A 24,245-nucleotide genomic window follows, 5' to 3' on the forward strand; every position below is an offset into this window, starting at 1 on the left:
CCGAGCCACCGGCTCGGGGCCCTTCTGCGTGAGCGGACCGGCCGATCCGCACCCGACCACCCCCGTCCCGACGAGCAGTTAGGCTCCTGCCCCGTGACCAACCCCCTCGCCCCCGGCAGCCTCTCCGGCCAGCGCGTCCTCATCACCGGATCCTCCCGCGGCATCGGCGCCCAGACCGCGACGTACCTCGCCGAGGCCGGCGCCTCGGTCGTCGTCAACTACCGGAACAAGGCCGCCCGCGCCGACAAGCTCGTCGCCACCCTCACGGCCGGTGGGGCCGAGGCGAGGGCCGTCGCCGCCGACCTGACGGAACCGTCGTCGGTGCAGGCGATGTTCGACCGCGTGCGGACCGAGCTCGGTGGGCTGGACGTCCTCGTCCTCAACGCCTCCGGCGGCATGGAGCAGGGTGTCGCCGAGGACTACGCGATGCAGCTCAACCGCGACGCCCAGGTCAACGCGCTGGAGACGGCGCTCCCCCTGCTGGCACCCGGTTCGCGCGTCGTCTTCGTGACGAGCCACCAGGCGCACTTCATCGAGACGGTCCAGACGATGCCGGAGTACGAGCCGGTCGCGCGCAGCAAGCGCGCCGGCGAGGACGCGCTGCGGGCCCTCATCCCCACGGTCGAGGCCGCGGGAGTCGAGTTCGTCGTCGTGTCCGGGGACATGATCGAGGGCACCATCACCGCCACCCTGCTCGAGCGGTCCAACCCCGGCGCCCTCGCCACCCGCAAGGAGGCGGCCGGCAAGCTCTACGACGTGGCGGGGTTCGCCGCCGAGGTCGCGCTGGCGGCGGTCGAGCCGGTCCCGGCCGACCACACCCGCTACGTCGGGGACATCTCCTCCTTCGTGAGCTGACCCCGGACACCGGGGCACCGCGCGCCGGGGTGCCCCGGCCCGTCGGACGGCCCTCGAACGGCTCTCAGACGGCGTGGCGGCGCCGCAGCCACAGCAGCGCCACCCACGCCGGCGGCACCCGCACCCAGAACGTGAGGGCCCGGTGCAGCAGAGCCGCGGACAGGGCCGCCTCCGCCCCCAGCCCGCAGGCGACGAGACCCGCGGTGAGGGCGGCCTCGGAGGCCCCGATGCCGCCGGGCACCGGGACGGCCGCCGTGACCGCGGAACTGCCCACGACGACGAGGACCAGGAGCAGGAGCGGCGCTTCGCCCCCGACGGCCCGGGCGGAGCACGCCAACGTCGCCGCGAACCCCAGCGGGACGGTCAGGTGGCCGAGCAGCGCCACCGCCACCCGCCCGGGGTGGGTCAGCACCCGACGCAGCGCCGGCCACTCCGCGCGCACCGGCTCGACCACCCGTCGCACCGACCACCGCCGCAGCCGCGGGTGCCACCGCACGACCAGCACCGTCACGGTCAGGGCGGCGGCTCCCACCCCCAGGACCGGCCACGGGACGCTCAGAGCCGACGCGGCGGACCGCCCGGCGCTCAGCAGCGCGGTGAGCACCAGCACGCCGGTCACGACGAAGGACGTCGACTGGACGACGCCGATGGTGGTGACCGCCACTGCGAGCGGCAACCCTCGGCGCTGCAGGTAGCGGACCGTGAGGGCCACCCCGCCCGAGCTCGAGGGCGTGACGAGGTTGACGAAGGAGGTGGCCAACCACACCACCACCGTGCGGGGCACGGGGATCGGCACGGGTGACAGTGCGGTCATCGACGCGACGTTCCCGGCGATCGGCAGCAGGGAGCAGACGGCGGCGGCGAGCACCCAGACCGGGTCCGCCGACCGCAACCGCTCCCCGAGGTCGGCGGCCTCCAGCCGTCGGGTGAGCACGACGACGGCGACCGCCGTGGCGACGACGAGGACGACCCGCCACGCGCGGCGGGCCGTCACCCGCCCCGTCAGGCGCGGAGGGCCGAACCCTGCTGCCACTGCGGGTAGGCCTCGTTCCAGACCGTGAAGCCGTTGCCCGGCTCGATGCCCCGGTCGCTGCCCGTGTAGACGACGACGTCCCCCACCTTGGACTGGTCGAACATCCACTTCGCGTTCTCGGTGCTCATGCCGGTGCAGCCGTGGCTGACGTTGGCGCGTCCCTGCGACGACACCGACCAGGGTGCCGCGTGGAGGAACTCGCCGGAGTTCGTCACGCGCATCGCGTACTCGACGTTGACGTTGTAGTAGTTCGGGTCGTCCTGCCCGATGCCCGTGGTCTCGGAGTCCATCTGCCGTGAGGCCTCCAGGCTCATGATGACCTTCGTCCCGCTGCGGGTCACGAACTTCCCCCCGTGGCCGGGCTGACCGAGCGTGACGGGGATGGTCTTGAGGACCTCACCGTCGCGGGTCACCGTGAGGGTGTGGGCGGCGATGTCGACGGTGCTGACCATGGCCGACCCGATGGTGAAGTCGATGTCGCGGGTCTTCCCCCACACCCCCGGGGCCACCTCGATGGACCCCAGGTCGACGTCCAGGTGGACCGCCGAGCGGGCGGGCCAGTACTGCTCGGGCCGGTACTCGACCTTGGTGTCGGACTGCCAGCTCCACGACCCCGGGACGGGTGTCGGCGTCACGGTGACGTGGAGGTTCTCCTCGACGAGACGGCGCCGGTCGTCGGCGACGGGTGAGTCGAAGGTGACGATGATCGGCATCCCCACGCCCACCTCCTTGCCGGACAGCGGGGCGACGGCCGGGAAGGCCGTCTCCGCCGGCGTCAGCGTGGTGAGGGTGCTGTCGTGGGCGACGGCGTCCCCCGGCGCCCCCTGCGCCACGGCGTGGACGGCGTAGGCGGAGCCGACGGCGAGGGGCCCCTGCGAGGTCCACGTCGTCCCGGCCGCGTCGAGGGCACCGGCCAGGGGCGCACCGTCGGGACCGGTCACGGTGACGTCCGTGAGCGTGCCGTGGGCGACCGAGACGGTGACGGGAGCGTCCGGGCGGACGTCGACGGCCGCGTCCGCGGGGGTCACGGTGAAGCTCGGCGGCGTCGCCGTCGGTGATGCCGACCGCGTCGCCGTCGGCCCTGCGGCCGCGCCGGTGTCGGACTGGCAGGCCGCGGCCGTCGGGACCGCGGCGGCCGCCAGCAGCGCACCGACGAGCGTGCGTCGACGCACGGACGTGGACTGACCAGGACTCTTCATGACAGACGTGTTCTCCCCCGGGCTCGACGGCCCTCTCGTGCTTCCCCCACCGACCATGCTCGCACCTCGGCGGCCGCTCTCACGGGATGGGACGCCGCGCGCCCCCCGTCACGTTGCACGCACCGTGTCACAGATCCGTGACACGACCCGGAACGCGCGAGGGCCCCGCACCGACGACGGTGCGGGGCCCTGCGGACGACGAGCTCAGTGGGCGTGCTCGCCCTTGTAGTACTCGAACACCCAGCCGACGATCATCGGCACGGTGATCACGACGCCGATGAGCCACAGCCACCAGCCGACGGCCACCCCGAAGAAGGTGATCGCGCCGCCGAGGGCGAGGTAGAGCGGCCACCACGAGTGCGGGGAGAAGAAGCCCTGCTCCCCGGCGCCCTCGGAGATGTCGGCCCGGGGGTTGTCCTCGGGGCGGTCGTCGATGCGGCGCGCGGTGATCGTGAGGTAGGTGCCGACGAGGAGGGCCAGACCGCCGGTGAGCAGGAGGGCGATGAAGCCCACCCACTCGTCCCAGCGGGTGAGCATCCCGTAGACGAAGGCGACGGGGAGGAAGAACAGGATCCCGCCGGAGAACAGCCAGGTTTCAGGCTTCATCGGTCAGCGCCCTCCGTGGACGTCTTCGCGGCCACGACGGTCGGAGCCGCCGTACACCGCATCGAGCAGGTTCCCGCCACCGTCGTGGTCGTCGTGCGCGGCGACCTCGGGGTGGTGCAGGTCGAACGCCGGACGCTCGGAGCGGATGCGCGGCAGCGACGTGAAGTTGTGCCGCGGCGGGGGGCAGGAGGTCGCCCACTCGAGGGAGGCGCCGTAGCCCCACGGGTCGTCCACGGTGACCTTCTCGCCGAAGCGGGCGGTCCGGTAGACGTTCCAGAGGAAGGGCAGGAAGGACAGGCCCAGGACGAACGACCCGATCGTGGAGATCTGGTTCATCGTCTCGAAGCCCTCCCCCACGAGGTAGTCGGCGTAGCGGCGCGGCATCCCGGCCGCCCCCAGCCAGTGCTGGATGAGGAACGTGGTGTGGAAGCCGACGAACAGCAGCCAGAAGTGCAGCTTGCCCCAGCCCTCGTGCAGCATCTTGCCGGTCAGCTTGGGCCACCAGAAGTAGAAGCCCGCGAACATCGCGAACACGACCGTGCCGAAGACGACGTAGTGGAAGTGCGCCACCACGAAGTAGGAGTCGGACAGCTGGAAGTCCAGCGGCGGGGCGGACAGGATCACGCCGGTCAGACCGCCGAAGAGGAACGTCACGAGGAAGCCGACCGCCCACAGCATCGGAGTGTCGAAGGTCAGCGACCCGCGCCACATCGTCCCGATCCAGTTGAAGAACTTCACGCCCGTGGGGACGGCGATGAGCATCGTCATGAAGGCGAAGAAGGGCAGCAGGACCTTGCCCGTGACGTACATGTGGTGGGCCCACACGGTCACCGAGAGGCCGGCGATGGAGATCGTCGCGAAGACGAGGCCCTTGTAGCCGAAGACCGGTTTGCGGCTGAAGACCGGGAAGATCTCGGTCACGATGCCGAAGAACGGCAGCGCGATGATGTAGACCTCCGGGTGGCCGAAGAACCAGAACAGGTGCTGCCACAGGATCGGCCCGCCGTTGGCGGCCTCGAAGACGTGGGCGCCCATGATGCGGTCCGCCGCCAGGGCCAGCAGCGCGGCCGCCAGCACCGGGAACGCCATGAGGATCAGGACGCTCGTGATGAGCGTGTTCCAGGTGAAGATCGGCATCCGGAACATCGTCATGCCGGGAGCGCGCATGCAGATGATCGTGGTGATGAAGTTGACCGCACCGAGGATGGTGCCGAACCCGGCGAACGCCAGGCCCATGACCCACAGGTTGCCGCCCAGCCCCGGGGAGTGGACGACGTCGCTCAGCGGTGCGTAGGCGAACCAGCCGAAGCTCGCCGCCCCGCCGGGGGTGACGAAGCCCGCGGCGGCGATGAGGCCGCCGAAGAGGAACAGCCAGTAGGCGAACATGTTCAGCCGCGGGAACGCCACGTCGGGCGCACCGATCTGCAGCGGCATGATCGCGTTCGCGAAGGCCGAGAAGAGCGGGGTCGCGAACAGCAGCAGCATCACCGTGCCGTGCATGGTGAACGCCTGGTTGTACTCGTTCTTGGTGGCGAACACCTGCATGCCGGGCTCGAAGAGCTCGGCGCGGATGAGCAGCGCCATGATCCCGCCGAGCAGGAACCAGATGAACGAGGTGATGAAGTACAGGTTGCCGATGACCTTGTGGTCGGTGCTGGACAACCAGTTGGCGATGACGCGACCGCGGGAGCGCGGGACGACCGCACCCAGCGGCTGGCGCGAGGTGACGCGCGCCGCCGCGCCGGGCAGGTCGAGGCTCTCAGCAGCCATCAGTTCTCCCCCTCGTTCGAGTGGACGGAGTCGGCCTGGACGCCGGCGAGCTCCTCGGCCCCGGCCAGGGTGGTCGGCAGGGACCCGGTCTGGCCGGCCGCTGCCAGGTCGTCGAGGTGCTGCTGGTACTCCTCGGCCGAGACGACGCGGACGTTGAAGAGCATCTCGGAGTGGTACTCACCGCACAGCTCGGCGCACTTGCCCTTGAACTCCCCCTCCTTGGTGGGGGTGACCTGGAACTGGTTCGGGCTGCCCGGGATCATGTCCATCTTCATGAGGAAGGCGGGGACCCAGAACGAGTGGATGACGTCGCGCGAGTACAGGTCGAACTGGACCGTCTCGTTGACCGGCAGGTACAGCGTCGGTAGGTCCTCCTCCACGCCGTCGCGACCGGTGAGGTCGGCCTGCCGGCCGGTGTCGTAGACGCCCGGCTGCGCGGACTGGCCGTTGCCCTCGAGGTAGTTGAAGTCCCAGGACCACTTCTTGCCGACCACCTGGATCGTGACCTCCGGGGTCTCCGAGGTGTCGAGGATGGCCTGCTGGTCGCGGGCGACGTAGTAGAAGAGGACGCCGACCATCATGACCGGGACGATCGTGTAGAGGATCTCGATCGGCATGTTGTACCGGACCTGGGGCGGCAGCTCCGGGTCGTTCTTGCGCCGCCGGTAGGCCACGACGCACCAGATCGTCAGACCCCAGACGAGGACGCCGACGACGAGGGCGGCGATCCAGGACCCGTCCCACAGCTGGGAGATACGGGGGGTCATGTCGGTGGCCCCGATGCTGGCGTCGGGGAGGAAGAAGTTGCTCGCCGAAGCGTTCGGCCAGTCCCCCGCGCAACCGGTCAGCAGCAGCGCCGCACCCCCGGTGAGCGCACCGGCGACCAGCGCCTTGGGGGGACGGCGACGACGCGTCGCGCCCGAGTCTCGCGTACCCAACGTCGACCTCTCCACGTGCGAGCAGTGAACGGGGACGTTTCGTGCCCCTGACGCGTTGGTCCTGAGCAGAGTCGTCCCTCGGAGGAGAGACTACCCCCCGTCGTAGTCGTTCGGCCGATCGGGGCGCGCCGGGACCGCCGGGCGCAGGGGCCGGGGCACGGGGCGGGCCAGGGCCGTCCGCAGGGCGGCCAGGTACGCGGGTCGCGGCACCTCCCGCACCCCCAGGGTGGCCAGGTGGTCGGTGCGCCACTGGACGTCCACGAGCCGGCCGTCCACGCCGTCCGACGTCATGACCTCCGCCAGCGCCACCACCGCGGCCTTGGAGGCGTCGGTGACGCGGTGGAACTTGGACTCGGCCGCGAACAGCCCGCCCAGGCTCAGGCCGTACAGACCGCCGACGAGCTCCCCGCCCCGCCAGACCTCGACCGAGTGGGCCCAGCCCAGCCGGTGCAGGCGCCCGTAGGCGCGGGCGACCTCCTCGGTGATCCACGCCCCCGGCCGCGCCGGGTCCGCGCACCCGGCGACGACGTCGTCGAAGGCCGTGTCCAGCCGGACCTCGAAGGTGCGCAGGGACCGCCGCAGGGAGCGGGAGACGTGGACGCGCTCGGGGGCGAGGACACCGCGGGGGTCCGGGGACCACCAGCCCAGGGGCCCGCGGCCACCGCCGCCCAGGCCCATCGGGAACAGGCCGCGGCGGTAGGCCTCCAGCACGGTCGCCGGCCGCAGGTCGCCACCGGCCGCGACGAGGTCCTCGCCCGCCTCCGCCGCGACGTCGCCGAAGGCGAAGCGGGACCCGCCCACCTCGAAGCGCTCCCGGCCGACCGGCTCGCGGGGCGGGGGCGCGGCCCAGACGCGAGCGGCCCCCGTCCCCGGGGTGGGGGCGGGGGCCGGCCGGCCGGTCGCGGGATCAGCTGAAGGAGTCACCGCAGGCGCAGCTGCTCCCGGCGTTGGGGTTGTCGATGGTGAACCCCTGCTTCTCGATGGTGTCGGCGAAGTCGATCGTCGCGCCGTCGAGGTAGGGACCGCTCATCTTGTCCACCACGACCTCGACCCCGTCGAAGTCGCGCACGGCGTCCCCGTCGAGGTTCCGCTCGTCGAAGTAGAGCTGGTAGATGAGGCCGGAGCAGCCGCCGGGCTGCACGGCGATGCGCAGCCGCAGGTCGTCGCGGCCCTCCTGCTCGAGCAGGGTGCGCACCTTGGTCGCGGCCACGTCGGTCAGCAGGACCCCGTGGGTCGCCACCGCGTCGGCGGTCGTCGTCGCGGTGGTGTCGCTGGTGGTGGTCATGAGCATCGTCTCCGGTAGCGCTCGCGGCGGGCTGTCGGTGGTGGCAACCGCCGGGGCGGTCGCCGTGTTCCCGACCACCCCGTTCCCGACGGTCGGACCCGACCAGGCTACGCCCGCCGGGCGCTCAACCCGTCGAGCAGCAGGACCTCGCCGAGGCAGACCTTCGCGAAGTCCCCCAGGTGCAGGGACTCGTCGGCGCCGTGGGCGCGCGAGTCCGGGTCCTCCACGCCCGTCACGAGGATCGCGGCCTGCGGGTAGACCGCCGACAGGTCGGCGATGAAGGGGATCGACCCGCCCATGCCCATCTCGACGGCGGGGACGCCGAAGGCGGCCGCGAACGCCTCCCGGGCGACCGCGTGCGCCGGCACGGAGGTGTCGGCGGAGAACGCCTGGCCCTCCTCGCCGTCCTCGACGCGCACGCGCGCGCCGAACGGGGCGTTGGCCAGCAGGTGCCGGCGCAGCGCCGTCGCGGCCACCGAGGGGTCCTGGCCCGGGGCGATCCGCATGCTGACCTTGGCGCGGGCCGAGGGGACGAGGGTGTTGCTCGCCCGGTCCACGGGCGTGGCGTCCAGCCCGATGACGGCGATGGCCGGCTTGGTCCACAGGCGGTCGGCCACCGTGCCCGTCCCCGCGAGCCGGACCTCCGGCAGCACCCCGGCGTCGGCGCGGAAGGTGGCCTCGTCGAGGTCGACGACGGGCGCGGCGGAGGCGTGCAGGCCGTCGACGGCGACGTCCCCGTTCTCGTCGTGCAGGGTCGCCAGCAGCCGCGCCAGGCACGTGAGCGCGTCCAGCACCGGGCCGCCGTTGACCCCCGAGTGCACGGCGTGGGAGAGGACGTCCACGGTCACGTCGCAGTCGACCAGGCCGCGCAGCGTCGTCGTGATCGCCGGGACGCCCACCCGCCAGTTGCCCGAGTCCGCCACGACGATGACGTCGGCCGCCAGGGCCTGCCGGTGCTGGTCGAGGAAGGCGGCGAAGGTCGGGGAGCCGATCTCCTCCTCGCCCTCGACGAAGACCGTCACCCCGACGCCCTCGTCCGGCCCCCACGTCGGCAGCAGCGTCCGCAGCGCGTGCACGTGGGCCATGACCCCGGCCTTGTCGTCCGCGGCACCGCGGCCGTAGAGGCGGCCGCCGCGCTCGACCGGCTCGAACGGCGGGCTGGACCAGTCGGCGTCCCGGCCGGGCGGCTGCACGTCGTGGTGGGCGTAGAGCAGGACGGTCGGCGCCCCGGCCGGGGCGGGGCGGTGGGCGATGACCGCGGGGTGGGACTCGAGGTCGCCCCCACCCGGACCGGCCCCGGCGGCGCGCGCCGTGACGACGTCCACCCGCGGCACCCCGGCTCCGCGCAGGAGCTCGGCGACGGCGGCGGCGCTGGTGTGCACGTGGGCGGCGTCGAAGGCGCGGGCGGACACGCTCGGCACGCGGACCAGCGCCTCCAGGTCCGCCCGGGTCGCGGCGTCCTGGGCGGCCGAGGCGGCGCGCAGGCGGCCCGTCCGGTCGGCGGGGACGGGGGCGGACGCGGCGGTGGACTGGCCGGCGGGGGCCGTGGGATCGCTCACCCCGGCGACGCTACACATCCGGGTCCGGGCCGTTCCCGGTGACGTACCCTTCACCTGTGTTCGGACGCTCGAAGGACAAGACGGCCCCCGCGGTGGAGCATCGTCCCGCCGTCGAGCTGACGAAGGTCGGCGGCAAGGGCCGCCCGACCCCCAGGCGCAGCGAGGCGCAGGCCCGCAACCAGCGCCCGCTCGTGCCGACCGACCGCAAGGCGGCCCAGAAGGCGAGCCGCGAGGTCCAGCGCGAGCAGCGCGCCAAGATGCAGGCCGCCCTGCTGACCGGCGACGAGCGCTACCTGCCGGTCCGCGACCGCGGCCCGCAGAAGCGCTTCGTCCGCGACGTCGTCGACGCCCGCCGCAACGTGGGCGAGTACTTCCTCATCATCGCGGGGATCTCGCTGGTCCTGTCGATGGTCGCCACCCCGCTGGGGTCCACGACGCTCGTGCTCGGCACCACCCTGCTGATCTACGCGATGCTCGCGATCGTCGTCGTCGACAGCGTCCTGCTGGGCCGCAGGGTCAAGCGCGCCGTCGCCGCGAAGTTCGACGAGCCCGAGCGCGGCCTGGTCTCCTACGGGGTGACCCGCGCCCTGCAGATCCGTCGCATGCGCCGCCCGGTCCCGATGGTGGCCCGCGGCGCCCACCCCGCCTGAGCCCGTGCCGTGAGCCCCGCACCCACGACCCACTCGCGCGCCGTCCGCTGGACGACGACGATCGCCGTCGCCGTCGCCGTCCTCATCATCGTCACCGGCGGCATCGTCCGCGTCACCGGTTCCGGGCTCGGCTGCCCGACGTGGCCGCGCTGCACCGACGACTCCTTCACCTCCGCGACGGCCGCCACCGGTCTGCACGGCGCGATCGAGTTCGGCAACCGGCTGCTGACCACGGTCATCTGCGTCGCGGTCGGCGCCGTGATCATCGCCTGCCTGCTGCAGCGGCCGCGCCACCGCGCGCTGCTGTTCTCCGCCTGGGGCCAGTTCGTCGGCGTCCTGCTCAACGCGGTCGTCGGCGGCATCACCGTCCTGACGGGCCTGAACCCCTACGTGGTGGCCGGGCACTTCCTCGCCGCCATCGCGCTGCTCGTCTCGACCACGGTCAGCTACGACATCGCCCACCGCGCCCTCGTCCCGGCCCCCGCCGGGAGCACCCGCCGGCTCGCGCGCTGGCTCGTCGTCGTCACCGGGGTCGTGGTCGTCGTCGGGACGGTGGTCACCGGTGCGGGTCCGCACCCCGGGGACAGCGCCGAGATCCACCGGATCCCCCTGCACTGGGCGACGGTGACCGTCGTCCACGGGGTCTTCGCCGTGGCCGCCCTCGTCCTCGCCGCCGCGGTCGTCGTGGTGGCCCGGCGCGCCGGCGACGACCTCGTCCGCCGCCGCGCCACGGTCCTGCTCGTGCTGTTCGTCGCGCAGGCCGCGCTCGGCACCTACCAGAGCCTCGACGGCCTGCCCGGTCTGGCCGTCGTCCTGCACCTGCTCGGAGCGGCCCTGACCGCGGCCGGGGCGACGCGGGTGCTGCTCGCCGCCCGGTCCACGACCGTCGACCGCCGTGCCCCGGAGGCGTTGGCCGTCTGAACGCGGCCCCCGACCCTCGCCCCCCGCGTGCCGTGGGACTAGGTTCGCGGCCATGGAGTTCCGACACCTCGGTCGCAGTGGTCTGAAAGTCTCCGAGATCACCTACGGCAACTGGCTCACCCACGGTTCGCAGGTCGAGAACGAGGCGGCGGTCGCGTGCGTGCACGCCGCCCTCGACGCGGGCATCTCGACGTTCGACACCGCCGACGTCTACGCCAACACGGCCGCCGAGACGGTCCTCGGCACGGCGCTGAAGGGTCAGCGCCGCGAGAGCCTGGAGATCCTCACCAAGGTCTACTTCCCCACCGGCCCCAAGGGGCACAACGACTCCGGTCTGTCGCGCAAGCACGTCCTGGAGTCGATCGACGGCTCGCTGCGCCGGCTCGGCACCGACCACGTCGACGTCTACCAGGCCCACCGCTGGGACGTCTCGACGCCGGTCGAGGAGACGATGCAGGCGTTCGCGGACGTCGTGCGCGCGGGCAAGGCGCTCTACGTCGGCGTCAGCGAGTGGACCGCCGACCAGCTGCGGCAGGGCCACGAGCTGGCCGACGAGCTGGGGTTCCAGCTCATCTCCAACCAGCCGCAGTACTCCGCGCTCTACCGAGTCATCGAGCCGGAGGTCGTGCCGACCTCTCGCGAGCTCGGCGTCTCGCAGGTCGTCTTCTCCCCCGTCGCCCAGGGCGTGCTGACCGGCAAGTACACCCCGGGCGGTGCGCCGCCGGAGGGCAGCCGCGCCACCGACGAGAAGGGCGGCAAGCAGATGATCAGCCGCTGGATGCGCGACGACGTGCTGTCGCGGGTCCAGGAGCTGAAGTCCGTCGCGCGGGAGCTGGAGCTGTCGATGGCCCAGCTCGCCGTGGCGTGGGTGCTGCAGAACGACAACGTCGCGTCGGCGATCATCGGCGCCTCCCGTCCCGAGCAGGTGCACGAGAACGTCAAGGCGTCCGGGGTGCGGATCCCCGAGGAGCTGCTGCAGCGCATCGACGCCGTCCTCGGCGACGTCGTGGAGCGCGACCCGGCCCGCACCGCCGCGACCTCCCCCACCGAACGTCCCTCCTGACGCGTCGCCCGGTCCCCCGGGGGTGGGCTCCTGCACGCCGCCGACTCAGCCGGTGAGCCGGCTGCGTCGGCGGTCCGCACCCCGGGGGGTCAGTCGGCGGGGCGCAGCGAGAGCGGTCCGTACACCTTCGCGCCGTCGGCCCACAGGTGGGCGTTCTCGACACCCTGCGCGCGCAGCCCGCGCCACGTCTCCCCGATCCACACCTCGGCGTCGGCCTGCGTCGGGAAGACCGCGCTCTCCTGCGCGACGGCCCGGCCCTCGGCGTCCTCGTAGGTCCACGTCCACTGCGTCGCTCTCACGGGTCGACGCTACCCGGCCTCCCGGCTACCCGGCGCGGTGCTTGGCCACCGAGGCGTCGTGCGCGCCGTGGTGCCCGCGGGGGTGCTCCTCGTCGCCGTGCTCCCGGCGCAGGAGGTCCACGACGGCGACCACGAGGGCGAGCAGGACGAGGGCGATCGAGACCCGCAGCCCGTCGGAGAGCGCCTGCCCGAACACGTCCTGCACCTGCGGCGGTGTGCCCTGACCGGCGCCGGCCTGCTCCGCCCGGCCACCGAGCCCGGCGCCGACGACGGTGGAGAAGAAGATCGAGGTCGTGGCGGCCACGCCGACGGCCGACCCGACGCGCTGCCCCGTCTGCAGCACCCCGCCGGCCACCCCCGCCACGCGCGGCGGGACGTCGGCCAGGGCGAGGGTCTGGTTCGGGGAGATGACGAGGCCGGAACCGGCCCCCGCGACGGCCAGGCACGCCGCCAGCGCGACGGCCCCCGACGTCCCCTGCACGGCGGCGGCGGCGAGGTCGGCCGCCAGCAGACCGGCCGCGACGACGACGAGACCGAGGACGACGACCTTGCGGCCGCGGGCGGCGACCTGGCGACCACCGATCTGGGCGAACAGCGCCGACAGCACGGCGAAGGGCGTCTGCACGAGCCCGGCCTGCCAGGGGGCCAGACCGAGCCCGGACTGCAGGTACAACGTCACGACGAGGAAGATGCCGGTGAACCCGGCGAAGTAGGCGATGCCGACGAGGGCGCCGTTGCGGTAGGACCGGGTCCGCACCAGCTCACCGTCCACGACGGGTCCACGACCGCGCCGACCCTGCCGGCGCTCCCAGGCGACGAAGGCGGCGAGCAGCACCGCGGCCGGCAGCAGGAACCACCAGCGCGCCGCGGAGTCCCCCTGCCCGGTGGTCAGGACGAACGGGAGCATGCCCAGGACGGTGGCCGCGGCCAGCAGCAACAGCCCGGGGACGTCCAGGTGCAGCGTGCCCCGCGCACGGTCCGGGTCCCTGCCGGGCAACCACCTCCACGCCAGCGGGATGAGGACGAGCCCGATGGGGACGTTGACGAGGAACACCCCGCGCCAGCCCTCCTGCTCGCCGAAGACCGCCAGGATGGCGCCTCCCAGGAGGGGACCGACGGCGGTCGACAAGCCGACGGTCGTGCCGAAGGCCCCGAAGGCCCGAGCCCGCTCGGCGCCGCTGAACAGCTGCTGGATGAGCGCGAGGACCTGCGGGTTCACCAGGCCGGCGCTGATGCCCTGCGCGAGCCGGACGACGGCCAGTGCGGTGGCCGACTGCACGGCCCCGGCGGCTGCGCTGGTGAGCACGAAACCCGACAGCCCGAGCACGAACATGAGCCGGCGCGAGGAGAGGTCGCCGATGCGTCCGGACGGGACGAGGACGAGCCCGAACGCCAGGGCGTACCCGGCGACGATCCACTGCACCTGCGAGGAGCCCGCCCCGAGGGAGGACTCGATGGAGGGCAGGGCGACGTTGACGATGGAGACGTCGAGCAACGTCATGAACCCCACCACCAGGCACACCGCGAGGGCGCGCCAGCGGTTGGGGTCGGGCGCCTCGGAGTCGTCGGTGGCGGGGCGCCGGGCCGTGTCGGTCACGGGTCTCCTCGGTCGGGGTTTCGCTGGGGCAACCGTCGAAGCGTCACCCGCGCGGAACGACCGCACAACTCGGGACTAGCGGTCGCTCTCGCGCCGCGTCCGGCTCGCCGCGAGCTGCTCGAGGACGCGGCGCGCCCAGCCCGGGCCCTCGTAGACGAACGCCGTGTACGCCTGGACGAGGGAGGCCCCGGCGTCGAGGCGTTCGGCGACGTCGTCGGCCGTCTCGAGCCCCCCGACCCCGACGAGGACGAGCGAGCCGCGGGTCCGCGCGGCGAGCCGGCGCAGCACCTCCAGCGACCGCGCCTTGAGCGGCGCCCCGGACAGCCCGCCGCCCCCGGCCGCCTCGACGACCTCGGGCGGGGTCCGCAGCCCCGCGCGAGCGGTCGTCGTGTTCGTGGCGACGATGCCGTCCAGGCCCAGTTCCAGGGCCAGGTCGGCGACGGCGTCGACGTCCGCGTCGGACAGGTCCGGGGCGATCTTGACCAGGAGCGGGACGTGCCGGTGGGCCGCGCCGTCGGCGGCCTCGCGCACGGCGGCGAGGACCGGGCGCAGCTTCTCGACGGCCTGCAGGTCGCGCAGTCCGGGGGTGTTCGGGGAGGAGACGTTGACGACGAGGTAGTCCGCGTAGGGCGCGAGGAGGCGGGCGGAGGTGGCGTAGTCGGCGGCGGCGCCGGTCTCCCCCACGACCTTGCTCTTGCCGATGTTCACCCCGACGACGACGGGGTGCGCGGGCGGGACGGCGCGGTACTGCCGCAGCCGCTTCGCGACGACCTCGGCGCCGTCGTTGTTGAACCCCATGCGGTTGACGACGGCGCGGTCGGCGACGAGCCGGTGCAGCCGGGGCTTGGGGTTCCCCGGCTGCGGCAGCGCCGTGACGGTGCCGACCTCGACGCAGGAGAACCCGAAGTTCCCCAGCGAGGTCAGCCCCGTGGCGTTCTTGTCGAACCCGGCCGCGAGCCCCAGCGGGGTCGGGAAGTCCAGGCCGAGGACCCGCACCCGCAGCCGGTCGTCGTCGGCGGCGAAGCTGCGGCGCAGCACGTCCGAGGCGACCGGGACGCGACTGGCGAGCCGCATCCCGGCGAAGGCCCAGCGGTGGGCGACCTCGGCGTCGACGCGGGTGAGCACGTGCCGGTAGAGGGTCTTGTACACGCGTCCGCTCGCCGCCACGCCAGCACCCTAACGGGGGTCACTCCAGGGACGAGGTGCGGGTCTCGCGCAGCAGGGCCAGTGAGACGAGGCTCACGACGGCCGTCCCGGCGAGGTAGTACCCCACCCAGCTGACGTCGTGCGCCGCGGCCAGCCGGACGGCGGTGTAGGGCGCCAGCGAGGCCCCGAGGATCGACCCGGAGTTGAACGCCAGCGAGGCGCCCGTGTACCGCACGGTCGTCGGGAAGAGCTCGGGCAGGTAGGCCCCGATGGGCCCGAAGACGAGGCCCATGAAGAACAGCCCGGCGCACAGCCACACCATGACGAGCCCGGTCCGCCCCGAACCCAGCAGCGGCCCGGTGAGCAGGCCGACGACGGCCCCGCCGACCATCGCGGTCGCCAGCACCGGCCGGCGCCCGAAGCGGTCCGACAGCCAGCCCGACAGCGGCGTCGCGGCGGCCATGAAGAGGACGGCGACGCACAGCATGAGCAGGAACTGCTGGCGCGAGTAGTCCAGCGCGGTGGTGCCGTAGCTCAGCGACCACGTGGTCGTGAGGTAGAAGAGCGTGTAGGTCAGCATGACCGAGAACGCCCCGAGGACGACGACCTTGCCGCTGCGGCGGAACGTCTCGGCCACCGGGACACGCACGCGGCGCTCCTCGGCGAGGGCCTTGGCGAACACCGGGGTCTCGGCCAGGCTCAGCCGGATCCACAACCCGAGGACCACGAGCAGGGAGCTCAGCAGGAACGGCACCCGCCACCCCCACGACTGGAAGGTCGCGTCGTCCATCTGCGTCGCGAGCAGGATGAACAGGGTGTTGGCCAGGACGAAGCCGAACGGCGCACCGAGCTGAGGGAACATCCCGTACAGGGCGCGCCGGTTCGGCGGGGCGTTCTCCGTCGCGAGCAGCGCCGCGCCGCCCCACTCCCCGCCGAGGCCGAAACCCTGCCCGAAGCGCAGGACGCACAGCAGCGCCGGGGCGAGGTTGCCCGCGGAGGCGTGCGTGGGCAGCACCCCGATGAGGACGGTCGAGATGCCCATGACGAGCAGGGCGGCCACGAGGGTCGTCTTGCGGCCCACGCGGTCCCCGAAGTGCCCGAAGAACACCGACCCGACGGGCCGGGCGACGAACGCGATGGCGAAGGTCGCCAGCGACGCCAGCGTCGCCGCGGTGTCGTTGTCGGAGGGGAAGAACAGCGCGGGGAACACCAGCACGGCGGCGGTCGCGTAGACGTAGAAGTCGTAGAACTCGATCGTCGTGCCGATGAGGCTGGCGGCGGCGACCTTGCCGACGGGGTTGGTGGGCGGCGCGAGGGGTGCGGTCGTGCGGGTCTGACCGGACATGGGGAACCTTCGGGGCATCGCGGGACGGGACGGGCCCCCAGGGGTCCTCCTGGCCGGGCGGTCGACACCCGGTGCGCACCGGGGTCGCCGTCGTCGCTCCCGGGTGTTCCGGCAGCTTACGCCGCACCTGCGGAGGGTCCAACTCGCGGGACGCGCGTCTCACTCCGCGAGACGGTCGGGCTCGCCGGTGCGGGCGGGCGCACGGACCGCGTCGAGGACCCGCGTGGCGATCCGCACCCCGACCGGGGTTCAGGTGCGGCAGAGGTCGGACCGGACGAGGAACCGGACCCCGTCGGGCGCCTCGAGGGAGAACCCCGCCCCCCGGCCGGGCACGAGGTCGATGGTCAGTTCCGTGTGCGCCCACACCCGGTGCTGCTCCTTCGACATCCACACCCCCACCGTGAACCCCTCGGTGCGTCCGTCCTCGCCGTCGACCGGTGGGACCTCGACGTCGCCGAGGAACTCGTCCGCGTCCGAGAGGACGAAGTCGCCGTCCGCGAAGCACATGGGGGAACTGCCGTCGCAGCACCCCCCGGACTGGTGGAACATGAGGTCCCCGTGGCGGGCCCGGAGGCTGCGGAGCTCGGCCGCGGCCTCCGGGGTCAGACCGACGGCCACCTCAGAAGAAGCCGAGCTTGGACGTCGAGTAGCTGACGAGCAGGTTCTTCGTCTGCTGGTAGTGGTCGAGCATCATGGCGTGGTTCTCGCGGCCGATGCCCGAGCTCTTGTAGCCACCGAACGCCGCGTGCGCGGGGTAGGAGTGGTAGTTGTTCGTCCACACCCGCCCGGCCTGGATGCCGCGGCCCATCCGGTAGGCGAGGTGGATGTCCCGCGACCACACCCCGGCCCCGAGGCCGTAGAGCGTGTCGTTGGCGATCTTCAGCGCGTCGTCCGGGTGGTCGAACCGGGTGACCGAGACGACGGGCCCGAAGATCTCCTCCTGGAAGATCCGCATCGAGTTGTCGCCCTCGAACACGGTGGGGTTCACGTAGTACCCGCCGGACAGCTCCCCGCCGAGGTCGGCGCGCTCCCCGCCCGTCAGCAGCTTCGCGCCCTCCTTCTTCCCGATGTCGATGTAGGACAGGATCTTCTCGAGCTGGTCGTTGCTCGCCTGCGCCCCGATCATCGTCTCGGTGTCCAGGGGGTTCCCCTGCTTGACGGCCTTCGTCCGGTCGAGGGCGTCGCCCAGGAACGTGTCGTAGACGCCGCTCTGGATGAGGGCCCGGGACGGGCACGTGCACACCTCGCCCTGGTTGAGGGCGAACATCGTGAACCCCTCGAGGGCCTTGTCGTAGAAGTCGTCACGGGCGGCGGCGACGTCGTCGAAGAACACGTTGGGGCTCTTGCCCCCGAGCTCCAGCGTCACCGGGATGAGGTTCTGGCTGGCGTACTGCATGATCAGCCGGCCGGTCGTCGTCTCACCGGTGAAGGCGATCTTGCGGATGCGCGGGTTGGCGGCCAGGGGTTTGCCGGCCTCGGCACCGAACCCGTTGACGACGTTGACGACCCCCGGGGGCAGCAGGTCCCCGATGAGGTCCATCAGCAGCATGATCGAGGCGGGTGTCTGCTCGGCCGGCTTGAGGACGACGGCGTTGCCGGCCGCGAGCGCCGGGGCGAGCTTCCAGATCGCCATGAGCAGCGGGAAGTTCCACGGGATGATCTGCCCGACGACGCCGAGGGGTTCGTGGAAGTGGTAGGCGACGGTGTCGTCGTCGATCTGGGAGATCCCGCCCTCCTGGGCGCGGACGACCCCGGCGAAGTAGCGCAGGTGGTCCACGACGAGGGGCAGGTCGGCCGCGAGGCACTCGCGGACGGGTTTGCCGTTGTCCCAGGTCTCGGCGACGGCGAGCTTCTCGAGGTTGGCCTCGACGCGGTCGGCGATGCGGTTCAGGACGAGGGCGCGCTCGGCGACGGACGTGCGGCCCCAGGCCGGGGCCGCGGCGTGCGCGGCGTCCAGGGCGCGTTCGACGTCGGCGGCCGTGCCGCGGGCGACCTCGGTGAAGGTCTGCCCCGTGACGGGGCTGGGGTTCTCGAAGTACTGCCCCTCGGCGGGCGGTACGCGTTCACCGCCGATCCAGTGGTCGTACCGGTCGGCGTACTCGACGACGCTCCCGGCGCGTCCGGGTGCCTCGTAGACCGTCATGGCAGACCTCCGCGGTGAGGGGACGGCGACTGCTCCGTCGCCGTGGCCCCACCCTGCACCCGCCCGCGTTGCACCACCGTTGCACGCCCGTCGCGCGAGGCCCCGCGCTCAGCCCCGCAACCGCTCCCAGCGGGCGACCGCCTCGGCGCGGCCGGGGTCCCCCGGGCCGAGCCGGGCCACCAGGTCCCGGGCGACGACGACGTCCCGGCGCCCGGCCCCGGTGCGGGAGAACTCCAGCAGGGCCAGGTCGTCGTCCCCCTCCAGGACGGCCGTGCGCAGCTCCAGGAGCAGCTCCTCGCGCAGGTCGCGCACCCCGGGGGCGTCGGAACCGGGCAGCAGGTCCCCGGTCCAGCCTCCGACGGCCTCCCGCAGCCGGCCCTCGCGCAGGGCCGCCCGCACGTCGAGGGCGTCGCAGCGCAGGTCGCCGAGAAGCCGGTAGGGCGCCGGGGACAGGTCCAGCCCGCCGCGGGTGCGCTCGCGCAGGACGGCCCGCAGGCGGTGCACCTCGGCCCGCACCGAGACCGGGGCCAGGTCGCGCTCGTCGAGCTCGGCCGCGAGCTGGGCGGCGGACAGCCCCGGCCCCGGGGCGAGCGCCAGGAGGAGCAGCACCTCGCTGTGCCGCCACGACAGCGGCCGCGCGTGCCCACCGGCTGCGAGCGCCGGCACCGGCCCGAGCACGGTGAGGCGGGGCGCGGCGGGCGCGAGGGCAGCGGTGGCGGTGCGGGCACCGGGGGCGAGGCGGTGGCGCAGGGCCACGACCCGCAGCTCGGCCTCCACGGCCCCGACGGCGGCGCGGACGAACTCCAGCGCCCGCTCCCGGCCGAGGTCGTCCCCGCCGGTGAGGTCCAGGACGCCGAGGACCTGCCCGGTCGAGGGGTCGCGGACGGGGGCGGCCGAGCAGCTCCAGCCGGACACGGCGGTCGCGTAGTGCTCCCCCCGGCGCACGCGGACCGGCCGGCCCAGCGCCAGGGCGGTGCCGGGGGCGTTCGTGCCGGCGACGTCCTCGCTCCACCGGGCCCCCTCGGTGAAGGCCATCCGCTCGGCCGAGCGGCGCAGACCGGGATCGCCCTCCACCCACAGCAGCGTCCCGTCGGCGTCGCTGACGGCCATGAGCACGGGCACGCCCAGGGGCTCGGCCAGCAGCAGCCGCCGCGCCGTCGGCAGGACCGCGGCCAGGGGGTGCGCCTCGCGCCGTGCCCGCAGGTCCGAGGGGTCGGTGAGGACCGGGGGTGCGACCCGGTCGGGGTCGAGGCCGGTGCGGCGGGCGCGCCACCAGGAGGAGGAGACGAGGTCGCGAGCCCCCGGCAGGGGCGTGCCCGCGGCGGCGCTCGCGCTCTGGGCCAGCCAGTCCTCGCGCGCCCCGGACAGCTCCCCCGACGTCATCCCCGACCTCCCGCCGGGACCGTCCTCGGTCCGGGCCCGACCACGGTAGGCGGGTGCGTGCGCACCCCACAAGAGCGCCGTGACGCGACCACCGGACGACGACCCGCCGGACGGGTGGGCGGGCCCTGACGGGGGTGGGCGGGTGGGAGCATGCCGGGGCACCACCGGTGCTGTCCCGCCCCGACCACCGCCCCGACCACGAGGAGTCCCGATGACCGACGGCCCGCGGCCGTTGAACCTGCGCGAGATCGCGGAGGGCCTGCGGTCCCCGCACACCTCCGAGGCGCGCCCGCGCCGGGTGGCGCCGCTGCTGCCGGCCTCCCGCGCGGACGAGCTGGCCCGCTGGCTGGCCGGGACGCAGGACCGGGACGTGGCCGTGCCGCTGGACCGCGTCCGCCTCGTGGTGTTCGCCGGCGACCACGGCGTGGCCGCGCGCGGCATCTCGCGCCTGGAGCCGGGCTGGACCGCCTCGGCCGTGCGGGACCTCGTCGCCGGGCGCGGGCCGGTCGCCGCCCTCGCCGCGCAGGTCGGCGCCCGGGTCGAGGTGCACGCCGTGGGGGTGGACTGGGGCGCGCGGGGGCCCGTCGACGTCCCGGCGTCCGTGCTGGCCGGGGCGCTGCACCCCTCGGGCGACATCGCCCGCGAGGACGCCCTCACCGAGGCCGAGGTCGAGGACGCGGTGCGCGCGGGGGCCGCGGTGGCCGACGCCGCGGTCGACGCCGGGGTCGACCTGCTGGTGCTGGGCGACCTGGGCGTGGGCGCCACGGCCGTCGCCTCGACGGTGGTGGCGGTGTGCCTGCGCAAGGGCGCCGTCGACGTCGTGGGGCGCGGCAGCGGGATCGACGACGACGCCTGGATGCGCAAGACCGCGGCGGTGCGCGACGCCGTCCGCCGCGGCCGCAAGCTGGCCACGCGCCCGACCGCCGTCCTGCAGGCCGTGGGCAGCGCCGACGTCGCCGCGGCCGTCGGGTTCCTCCTGCGCTCGGCCGCGCGGCGCACCCCGGTGCTGCTCGACGGCAGCCTCGGCACCGCCGCGGCCCTGCTGGCCTCGCGCGGGGTCCCGGGGGCGGAGAAGTGGTGGCGGCTCGGGGCGGCCACGGCCGAGCCGGCGCAGGCGCTGGCCTCCGAGCGGCTCAAGCTGCCTCCCGTGCTCGAGCTCGGGGCCGGCCGCGGCGGCGGGGCCGGCGCGCTGGCCGCGGTGGGGGTGCTGCGGGCGGCGCAGGCGCTGGCGGCGGCCGACGAGGCCGAGCTGCCGCCGCTCCCCGAAGCCGAGCCCGAGCCTCAGCCCGAAGCCGAGCCCGAAGCCGAGGCCGAAGCCGAGGCCGAGGCCGAGGCCGAGGCCGAGCCTCAGCCCGAGGCCGGTCCCGGCGAGGAGAGCACCCGCCCGAACGTGTGACCGGTGGGCGAGCGGTCGAGCTCGGTGAACCCGGTGCGGCGGTAGAACGCCACCGCACCGGGGTTGGCGGCCGAGACCCCGAGGTGCACCCCGGGCGAGCCCGCGGCGGCCAGCTGCGCGCAGAGCCTCTCGACGAGCAACCGGCCCACCCCGCGCCCCTGCAGCCGGGGCAGCAGGTCGACGTGCAGGTGGGAGGGGAAGGGCGAGGGCCGCCGCGCCCACAGCGGGTCCGGCCGCACGCCCTCGTGGACCGTCCGCAGCAGCGGCTCGTCGTAGGTGCCGACGTACCCGTCCTCCGGACGCGGGTAGCGCCGGCGCAGCGGGGGCCACCAGTGCTCCTCGCGCCAGGCCTCGAAGCGCGCGGTGTCGAGGCAGCCCAGGAGGTAGCCGGCGGGCCCCTGCACGTCGAGGACGAGCGTGCCGAAGGAGACCCCTTCGACGCGGTAGGCGTGCGCGTACGGGGTCGCGTAGACGTCGCCGAGCAGGCCCGGGAAGGCCGTGCGCCCGCTCGCGTCGCCACCGCTGTCCCCCGTCAGCCGGCACAGGTCCGACAGCACCGGGGCGTCCGCGGGCACGACGGACCGCCACCGGACCCCCGGCCGGACCTCCTGCTCGGTCCCGGCCCCCTCGTCCCCGACTGCGCGCACGCGGTCACGTTAAGGTGCCCGGGTGCCGCGTCTCCTCCTCAGCAGCAAGTCCGTCAAGAGCGTGTCGGTGGACGCCCTGGTGCTCGGGCTGACCCCCGCCGCCGCGGGCGCGAAGTCCGCCGCCCCCGTCCTGCTGGGGGGTGAGGACCTGCCCCGCGCGACCCGCTCGGCGCTCGTCGACGCCGCCGGGGCCCTGGGGGCGACGGGCGCCGCCGGTCAGGTCCACCTCGTGCCGGGTGTCGCGGGGCTGGGCACCAGGCTCGTCGCCCTGGCCGGGACGGGGGCCGACCCCGACGCCGAGGCGCTGCGCCGCGCCGCCGGTGCGGCCGTGCGCGCCCTCGCCGGGCACCGCCGCGTCGCCCTCGCCCTCCCCGTGCCGGACGCCGTCACCGCCGCGGCCCTCGCCGAGGGCGCGGCCCTGGGCGCGTACGCCTTCACCCGCTACCGCGCCGCGACGCGCGAGCCGGTCGCCGAGGTGACGCTCCTGGTCGACAAGCCCCGCGACAAGGCGCTGCGCGCCGCCGTCGACCGCGCCGGCGTGGTCGCCACCGCCGTCCACACGGCCCGGGACCTGATCAACACCGCCCCCGCCGACCTCGCGCCCGAGGACCTGGCGCAGGCCGCCGCGCAGGCGGCGGCCGGCACGTCGCTCGCCGTGCGCGTCCTGGACGAGGAGGCGCTCGCGGCCGGCGGGTACGGCGGCATCCTCGGCGTCGGCCAGGGCTCCGCCCGCCCGCCCCGCCTGGTGGTGCTGGAGCACGCCCCGGCGCGGGCGAAGGGGCACCTCGCCTTCGTCGGCAAGGGCATCACGTTCGACTCCGGCGGTCTGTCCATCAAGCCGGCGGCCGGCATGGAGACGATGAAGAGCGACATGTCGGGGGCCGCCGCCGTGCTCGCCGCCGTCCGCGCCGTCGCCGAGCTCGACCTGCCGGTGAAGGTGACCGGCTGGCTGGCCGTGGCCGAGAACATGCCCTCGGGCACGGCGATCCGCCCCTCCGACGTCCTGACGATGTTCGGTGGGACGACCGTCGAGGTGCTCAACACCGACGCCGAGGGTCGCCTCGTGCTGGGAGACGCCCTGGTCGCGGCCTCGGACGAGCAGCCCGACGCGATCGTCGACGTCGCCACCCTCACGGGGGCGCAGGTGGTCGCGCTGGGGAACCGGGTCTCGGGCGTCATGGGCAACGACGAGACCTTCCGGGCGGCCGTGCTCGCGGCGGCCGGACGTGCCGGGGAGTCGTTCTGGCCGATGCCGCTGCCCGAGGAGCTGCGCGCCACGCTCGACTCGCCCGTCGCCGACCTGGCGAACATCGGTGACCGGGCGGGCGGGATGCTCGTCGCCGCGGTGTTCCTGCGCGAGTTCGTGGGCACGGGCCCGGCCGGTGCACCGATCCCGTGGGCGCACCTGGACATCGCCGGTCCCGCGTTCGCCACGGGTGAGCCGTGGGGCTACACGCACCGCGGCGGCACCGGCGTGGCGGTGCGCACCCTGGTCGCGCTCGCGGAGGACCACGCCCGCCGCTGACCGGTGGAGGTCGGGGGGTCCCCCGAAAGGGGGGCGCCCGTTGACCGGGAACGGACCGGGGGGATCCGGACCGGTCATCGGCTGGGATCGTTTCCGGACCCCGAAGCATTGTGCCGCAAGGGATTCACCACACCTTCCTGGGGCCGCGACGGCTCGACTGCTCCAGACGGGTGATCCTCGCCCCTCGGGCTCCGCACACGATGAGCAACTACCTATATGCTCACCGTGACGGCCTAGTTCGGGGGCGTCACATCCGACCGGTCCGGTTCTCTCAACCAGACTCCCCGGTGTGCACCGGGGCACACGTCACGGAGGCACCATGTCCACCCGTCAGACCACCTCTGCCGCCCGCGGTCCCCTGCAGCGCCTCGCCCGCACGGCAGCCCTCTCCCTCACCGCGGCCGCCGTCATCGCCGGCGGCGGGCTCGGTGCGGCGGCCTCGGCCTCCGCCGCCCCCTCCGCCACCCTGACGGTGACGAAGACGGCCCCCGGCCTCAAGGGCTCCTACGACACCCAGCGCAAGGAGAGCTCCACCGACCGCAAGGAGAGCTCCACGGACCGCAAGGAGTCGACGGTCACCCGCAAGGAGAGCTCCACCGACCGCAAGGAGTCGACGGTCACCCGCAAGGAGTCGGTCGTGACCCGCAAGGAGAGCACGGTCGAGCGCAAGGAGTCCTGGACCGCCGAGAAGGAGCGCTGAGCGAGCCGGACCCGAGCTCGGCACCCCCCGACACGAGCTGGTCGGACGGCACCTCCCCCCTGCCGGGAGAGGTGCCGTCCGCGCGTTCGGGGTCAGGTCCCACGCCCACCCCGTCGCGGCGGACGCACCGCGGCGCCCCCCTCGCGCTCCGCCGGAGGCGTGGTGAGAGGATCGCGACGGAGCAG

General features: G+C 74.0%; 23 protein-coding genes. 7 read left to right on the top strand and 16 right to left on the bottom strand.

From position 1 onward, the window contains the following. Nucleotides 1-93: 93 nt before the first annotated feature. A complete protein-coding gene (locus AB2L28_RS00665; RefSeq protein ID WP_370716795.1) occupies nucleotides 94-855 on the top strand; it encodes an SDR family oxidoreductase in 762 nt (253 codons plus the stop codon). A gap of 64 nt (nucleotides 856-919) precedes the next feature. Here the strand turns inward: AB2L28_RS00665 and AB2L28_RS00670 are convergent, their stop codons facing one another. The 8 genes from AB2L28_RS00670 to AB2L28_RS00705 form a co-directional block, all read right to left on the bottom strand. Then, nucleotides 920-1,849 carry a lysylphosphatidylglycerol synthase transmembrane domain-containing protein gene (locus AB2L28_RS00670; RefSeq protein ID WP_370716796.1) on the bottom strand — a complete coding sequence of 310 codons (930 nt, stop codon included), beginning with the start codon at nucleotides 1,847-1,849 and terminating at the stop codon, nucleotides 920-922. Nucleotides 1,850-1,857: 8 nt separating this feature from the next. Continuing rightward, nucleotides 1,858-3,060, bottom strand: coding sequence for a L,D-transpeptidase (locus AB2L28_RS00675; RefSeq protein ID WP_370716797.1), 1,203 nt, complete (start codon nucleotides 3,058-3,060; stop codon nucleotides 1,858-1,860). A gap of 231 nt (nucleotides 3,061-3,291) precedes the next feature. After that, a complete protein-coding gene (locus AB2L28_RS00680; RefSeq protein ID WP_370716798.1) occupies nucleotides 3,292-3,693 on the bottom strand; it encodes a cytochrome c oxidase subunit 4 in 402 nt (133 codons plus the stop codon). 3 nt (nucleotides 3,694-3,696) lie between these two features. Beyond that, nucleotides 3,697-5,463 (bottom strand): aa3-type cytochrome oxidase subunit I, encoded by a 1,767-nt coding sequence (gene ctaD, locus AB2L28_RS00685; RefSeq protein WP_370716799.1) that lies wholly within the window; start codon nucleotides 5,461-5,463, stop codon nucleotides 3,697-3,699. After that, entirely contained in the window at nucleotides 5,463-6,401 is a 939-nt protein-coding gene (gene ctaC / locus AB2L28_RS00690; RefSeq protein WP_370716800.1) for an aa3-type cytochrome oxidase subunit II, read from the bottom strand. The genes ctaD and ctaC overlap by 1 nt, the downstream gene beginning before the upstream one ends. Before the next feature lie 90 nt (nucleotides 6,402-6,491). After that, nucleotides 6,492-7,202, bottom strand: coding sequence for a leucyl/phenylalanyl-tRNA--protein transferase (gene aat / locus AB2L28_RS00695; RefSeq protein ID WP_370717251.1), 711 nt, complete (start codon nucleotides 7,200-7,202; stop codon nucleotides 6,492-6,494). A 106-nt stretch (nucleotides 7,203-7,308) separates the two neighbouring features. After that, a complete protein-coding gene (locus tag AB2L28_RS00700; RefSeq protein ID WP_370716801.1) occupies nucleotides 7,309-7,686 on the bottom strand; it encodes a HesB/IscA family protein in 378 nt (125 codons plus the stop codon). Between the two features lie 107 nt (nucleotides 7,687-7,793). After that, nucleotides 7,794-9,263, bottom strand: a complete 1,470-nt coding sequence (locus AB2L28_RS00705) for a dipeptidase (protein ID WP_370717252.1) — start codon at nucleotides 9,261-9,263, stop codon at nucleotides 7,794-7,796. Between the two features lie 38 nt (nucleotides 9,264-9,301). On the opposite strand from AB2L28_RS00705, the gene AB2L28_RS00710 reads away from it, so the two are divergent. From AB2L28_RS00710 to AB2L28_RS00720, 3 genes are read left to right on the top strand one after another with little or no spacing between them, the layout of a single operon-like run. Continuing rightward, nucleotides 9,302-9,895 carry a DUF3043 domain-containing protein gene (locus AB2L28_RS00710; RefSeq protein WP_370716802.1) on the top strand — a complete coding sequence of 198 codons (594 nt, stop codon included), beginning with the start codon at nucleotides 9,302-9,304 and terminating at the stop codon, nucleotides 9,893-9,895. Nucleotides 9,896-9,904: 9 nt separating this feature from the next. Beyond that, nucleotides 9,905-10,816 carry a COX15/CtaA family protein gene (locus AB2L28_RS00715; protein ID WP_370716803.1) on the top strand — a complete coding sequence of 304 codons (912 nt, stop codon included), beginning with the start codon at nucleotides 9,905-9,907 and terminating at the stop codon, nucleotides 10,814-10,816. A 52-nt stretch (nucleotides 10,817-10,868) separates the two neighbouring features. Then, nucleotides 10,869-11,879: an aldo/keto reductase family protein gene (locus tag AB2L28_RS00720; protein ID WP_370716804.1), complete on the top strand. Its 1,011-nt coding sequence runs from the start codon at nucleotides 10,869-10,871 to the stop codon at nucleotides 11,877-11,879. Between the two features lie 89 nt (nucleotides 11,880-11,968). Here AB2L28_RS00720 and AB2L28_RS00725 read toward each other — a convergent pair whose 3' ends face one another. From AB2L28_RS00725 to AB2L28_RS00755, 7 genes are all read right to left on the bottom strand, one after another. Then, a complete protein-coding gene (locus AB2L28_RS00725) occupies nucleotides 11,969-12,178 on the bottom strand; it encodes a hypothetical protein (protein ID WP_370716805.1) in 210 nt (69 codons plus the stop codon). A 25-nt stretch (nucleotides 12,179-12,203) separates the two neighbouring features. Further along, nucleotides 12,204-13,775: an MFS transporter gene (locus AB2L28_RS00730; RefSeq protein WP_370716806.1), complete on the bottom strand. Its 1,572-nt coding sequence runs from the start codon at nucleotides 13,773-13,775 to the stop codon at nucleotides 12,204-12,206. A 75-nt stretch (nucleotides 13,776-13,850) separates the two neighbouring features. Continuing rightward, nucleotides 13,851-14,942, bottom strand: a complete 1,092-nt coding sequence (locus AB2L28_RS00735; RefSeq protein ID WP_370716807.1) for a quinone-dependent dihydroorotate dehydrogenase — start codon at nucleotides 14,940-14,942, stop codon at nucleotides 13,851-13,853. Nucleotides 14,943-14,961: 19 nt separating this feature from the next. Further along, nucleotides 14,962-16,266: an MFS transporter gene (locus AB2L28_RS00740; protein ID WP_370716808.1), complete on the bottom strand. Its 1,305-nt coding sequence runs from the start codon at nucleotides 16,264-16,266 to the stop codon at nucleotides 14,962-14,964. A 249-nt stretch (nucleotides 16,267-16,515) separates the two neighbouring features. Continuing rightward, nucleotides 16,516-16,884 (bottom strand): DUF779 domain-containing protein, encoded by a 369-nt coding sequence (locus AB2L28_RS00745; protein ID WP_370716809.1) that lies wholly within the window; start codon nucleotides 16,882-16,884, stop codon nucleotides 16,516-16,518. Between the two features lies 1 nt (nucleotide 16,885). Then, the gene (gene exaC / locus AB2L28_RS00750; RefSeq protein WP_370716810.1) at nucleotides 16,886-18,409 is read right to left on the bottom strand and encodes an acetaldehyde dehydrogenase ExaC; all 1,524 of its coding nucleotides are present in this window, start codon (nucleotides 18,407-18,409) and stop codon (nucleotides 16,886-16,888) included. Between the two features lie 108 nt (nucleotides 18,410-18,517). Beyond that, a complete protein-coding gene (locus AB2L28_RS00755) occupies nucleotides 18,518-19,792 on the bottom strand; it encodes a GAF domain-containing protein (protein ID WP_370716811.1) in 1,275 nt (424 codons plus the stop codon). Between the two features lie 211 nt (nucleotides 19,793-20,003). Here AB2L28_RS00755 and AB2L28_RS00760 point away from each other — a divergent pair, with 211 nt between their 5' ends. After that, complete coding sequence (locus AB2L28_RS00760) at nucleotides 20,004-21,188, top strand: nicotinate-nucleotide--dimethylbenzimidazole phosphoribosyltransferase (RefSeq protein ID WP_370716812.1); 1,185 nt, start codon at nucleotides 20,004-20,006, stop codon at nucleotides 21,186-21,188. On the opposite strand, the gene AB2L28_RS00765 is transcribed toward AB2L28_RS00760, so the two are convergent. Beyond that, nucleotides 21,140-21,835 carry a GNAT family N-acetyltransferase gene (locus AB2L28_RS00765; protein WP_370716813.1) on the bottom strand — a complete coding sequence of 232 codons (696 nt, stop codon included), beginning with the start codon at nucleotides 21,833-21,835 and terminating at the stop codon, nucleotides 21,140-21,142. The two genes, AB2L28_RS00760 and AB2L28_RS00765, sit on opposite strands and share 49 nt — an antisense overlap. A gap of 22 nt (nucleotides 21,836-21,857) precedes the next feature. Here AB2L28_RS00765 and AB2L28_RS00770 point away from each other — a divergent pair, with 22 nt between their 5' ends. After that, nucleotides 21,858-23,360, top strand: coding sequence for a leucyl aminopeptidase (locus AB2L28_RS00770; protein ID WP_370716814.1), 1,503 nt, complete (start codon nucleotides 21,858-21,860; stop codon nucleotides 23,358-23,360). A 319-nt stretch (nucleotides 23,361-23,679) separates the two neighbouring features. Further along, complete coding sequence (locus AB2L28_RS00775; protein WP_370716815.1) at nucleotides 23,680-24,060, top strand: hypothetical protein; 381 nt, start codon at nucleotides 23,680-23,682, stop codon at nucleotides 24,058-24,060. Nucleotides 24,061-24,245: the final 185 nt, after the last annotated feature.

It is taken from the genome of Kineococcus mangrovi, from assembly GCF_041320705.1.
In the GTDB taxonomy this organism is placed as follows: Bacteria; Actinomycetota; Actinomycetes; order Actinomycetales; family Kineococcaceae; genus Kineococcus; species Kineococcus mangrovi.

What these genes read in the sequence shown, in the direction of transcription:
- AB2L28_RS00680 (WP_370716798.1), bottom strand. Translation starts at nt 3,693, where the DNA reads ATGAAGCCTGAAACCTGGCTGTTCTCCGGCGGGATCCTGTTCTTCCTC.
- ctaD (WP_370716799.1), bottom strand. Translation starts at nt 5,463, where the DNA reads ATGGCTGCTGAGAGCCTCGACCTGCCCGGCGCGGCGGCGCGCGTCACC.
- AB2L28_RS00700 (WP_370716801.1), bottom strand. Translation starts at nt 7,686, where the DNA reads ATGACCACCACCAGCGACACCACCGCGACGACGACCGCCGACGCGGTG.
- AB2L28_RS00705 (WP_370717252.1), bottom strand. Translation starts at nt 9,263, where the DNA reads ATGTGTAGCGTCGCCGGGGTGAGCGATCCCACGGCCCCCGCCGGCCAG.
- AB2L28_RS00720 (WP_370716804.1), top strand. Translation starts at nt 10,869, where the DNA reads ATGGAGTTCCGACACCTCGGTCGCAGTGGTCTGAAAGTCTCCGAGATC.
- AB2L28_RS00740 (WP_370716808.1), bottom strand. Translation starts at nt 16,266, where the DNA reads ATGTCCGGTCAGACCCGCACGACCGCACCCCTCGCGCCGCCCACCAAC.
- exaC (WP_370716810.1), bottom strand. Translation starts at nt 18,409, where the DNA reads ATGACGGTCTACGAGGCACCCGGACGCGCCGGGAGCGTCGTCGAGTAC.
- AB2L28_RS00755 (WP_370716811.1), bottom strand. Translation starts at nt 19,792, where the DNA reads ATGACGTCGGGGGAGCTGTCCGGGGCGCGCGAGGACTGGCTGGCCCAG.
- AB2L28_RS00760 (WP_370716812.1), top strand. Translation starts at nt 20,004, where the DNA reads ATGACCGACGGCCCGCGGCCGTTGAACCTGCGCGAGATCGCGGAGGGC.
- AB2L28_RS00775 (WP_370716815.1), top strand. Translation starts at nt 23,680, where the DNA reads ATGTCCACCCGTCAGACCACCTCTGCCGCCCGCGGTCCCCTGCAGCGC.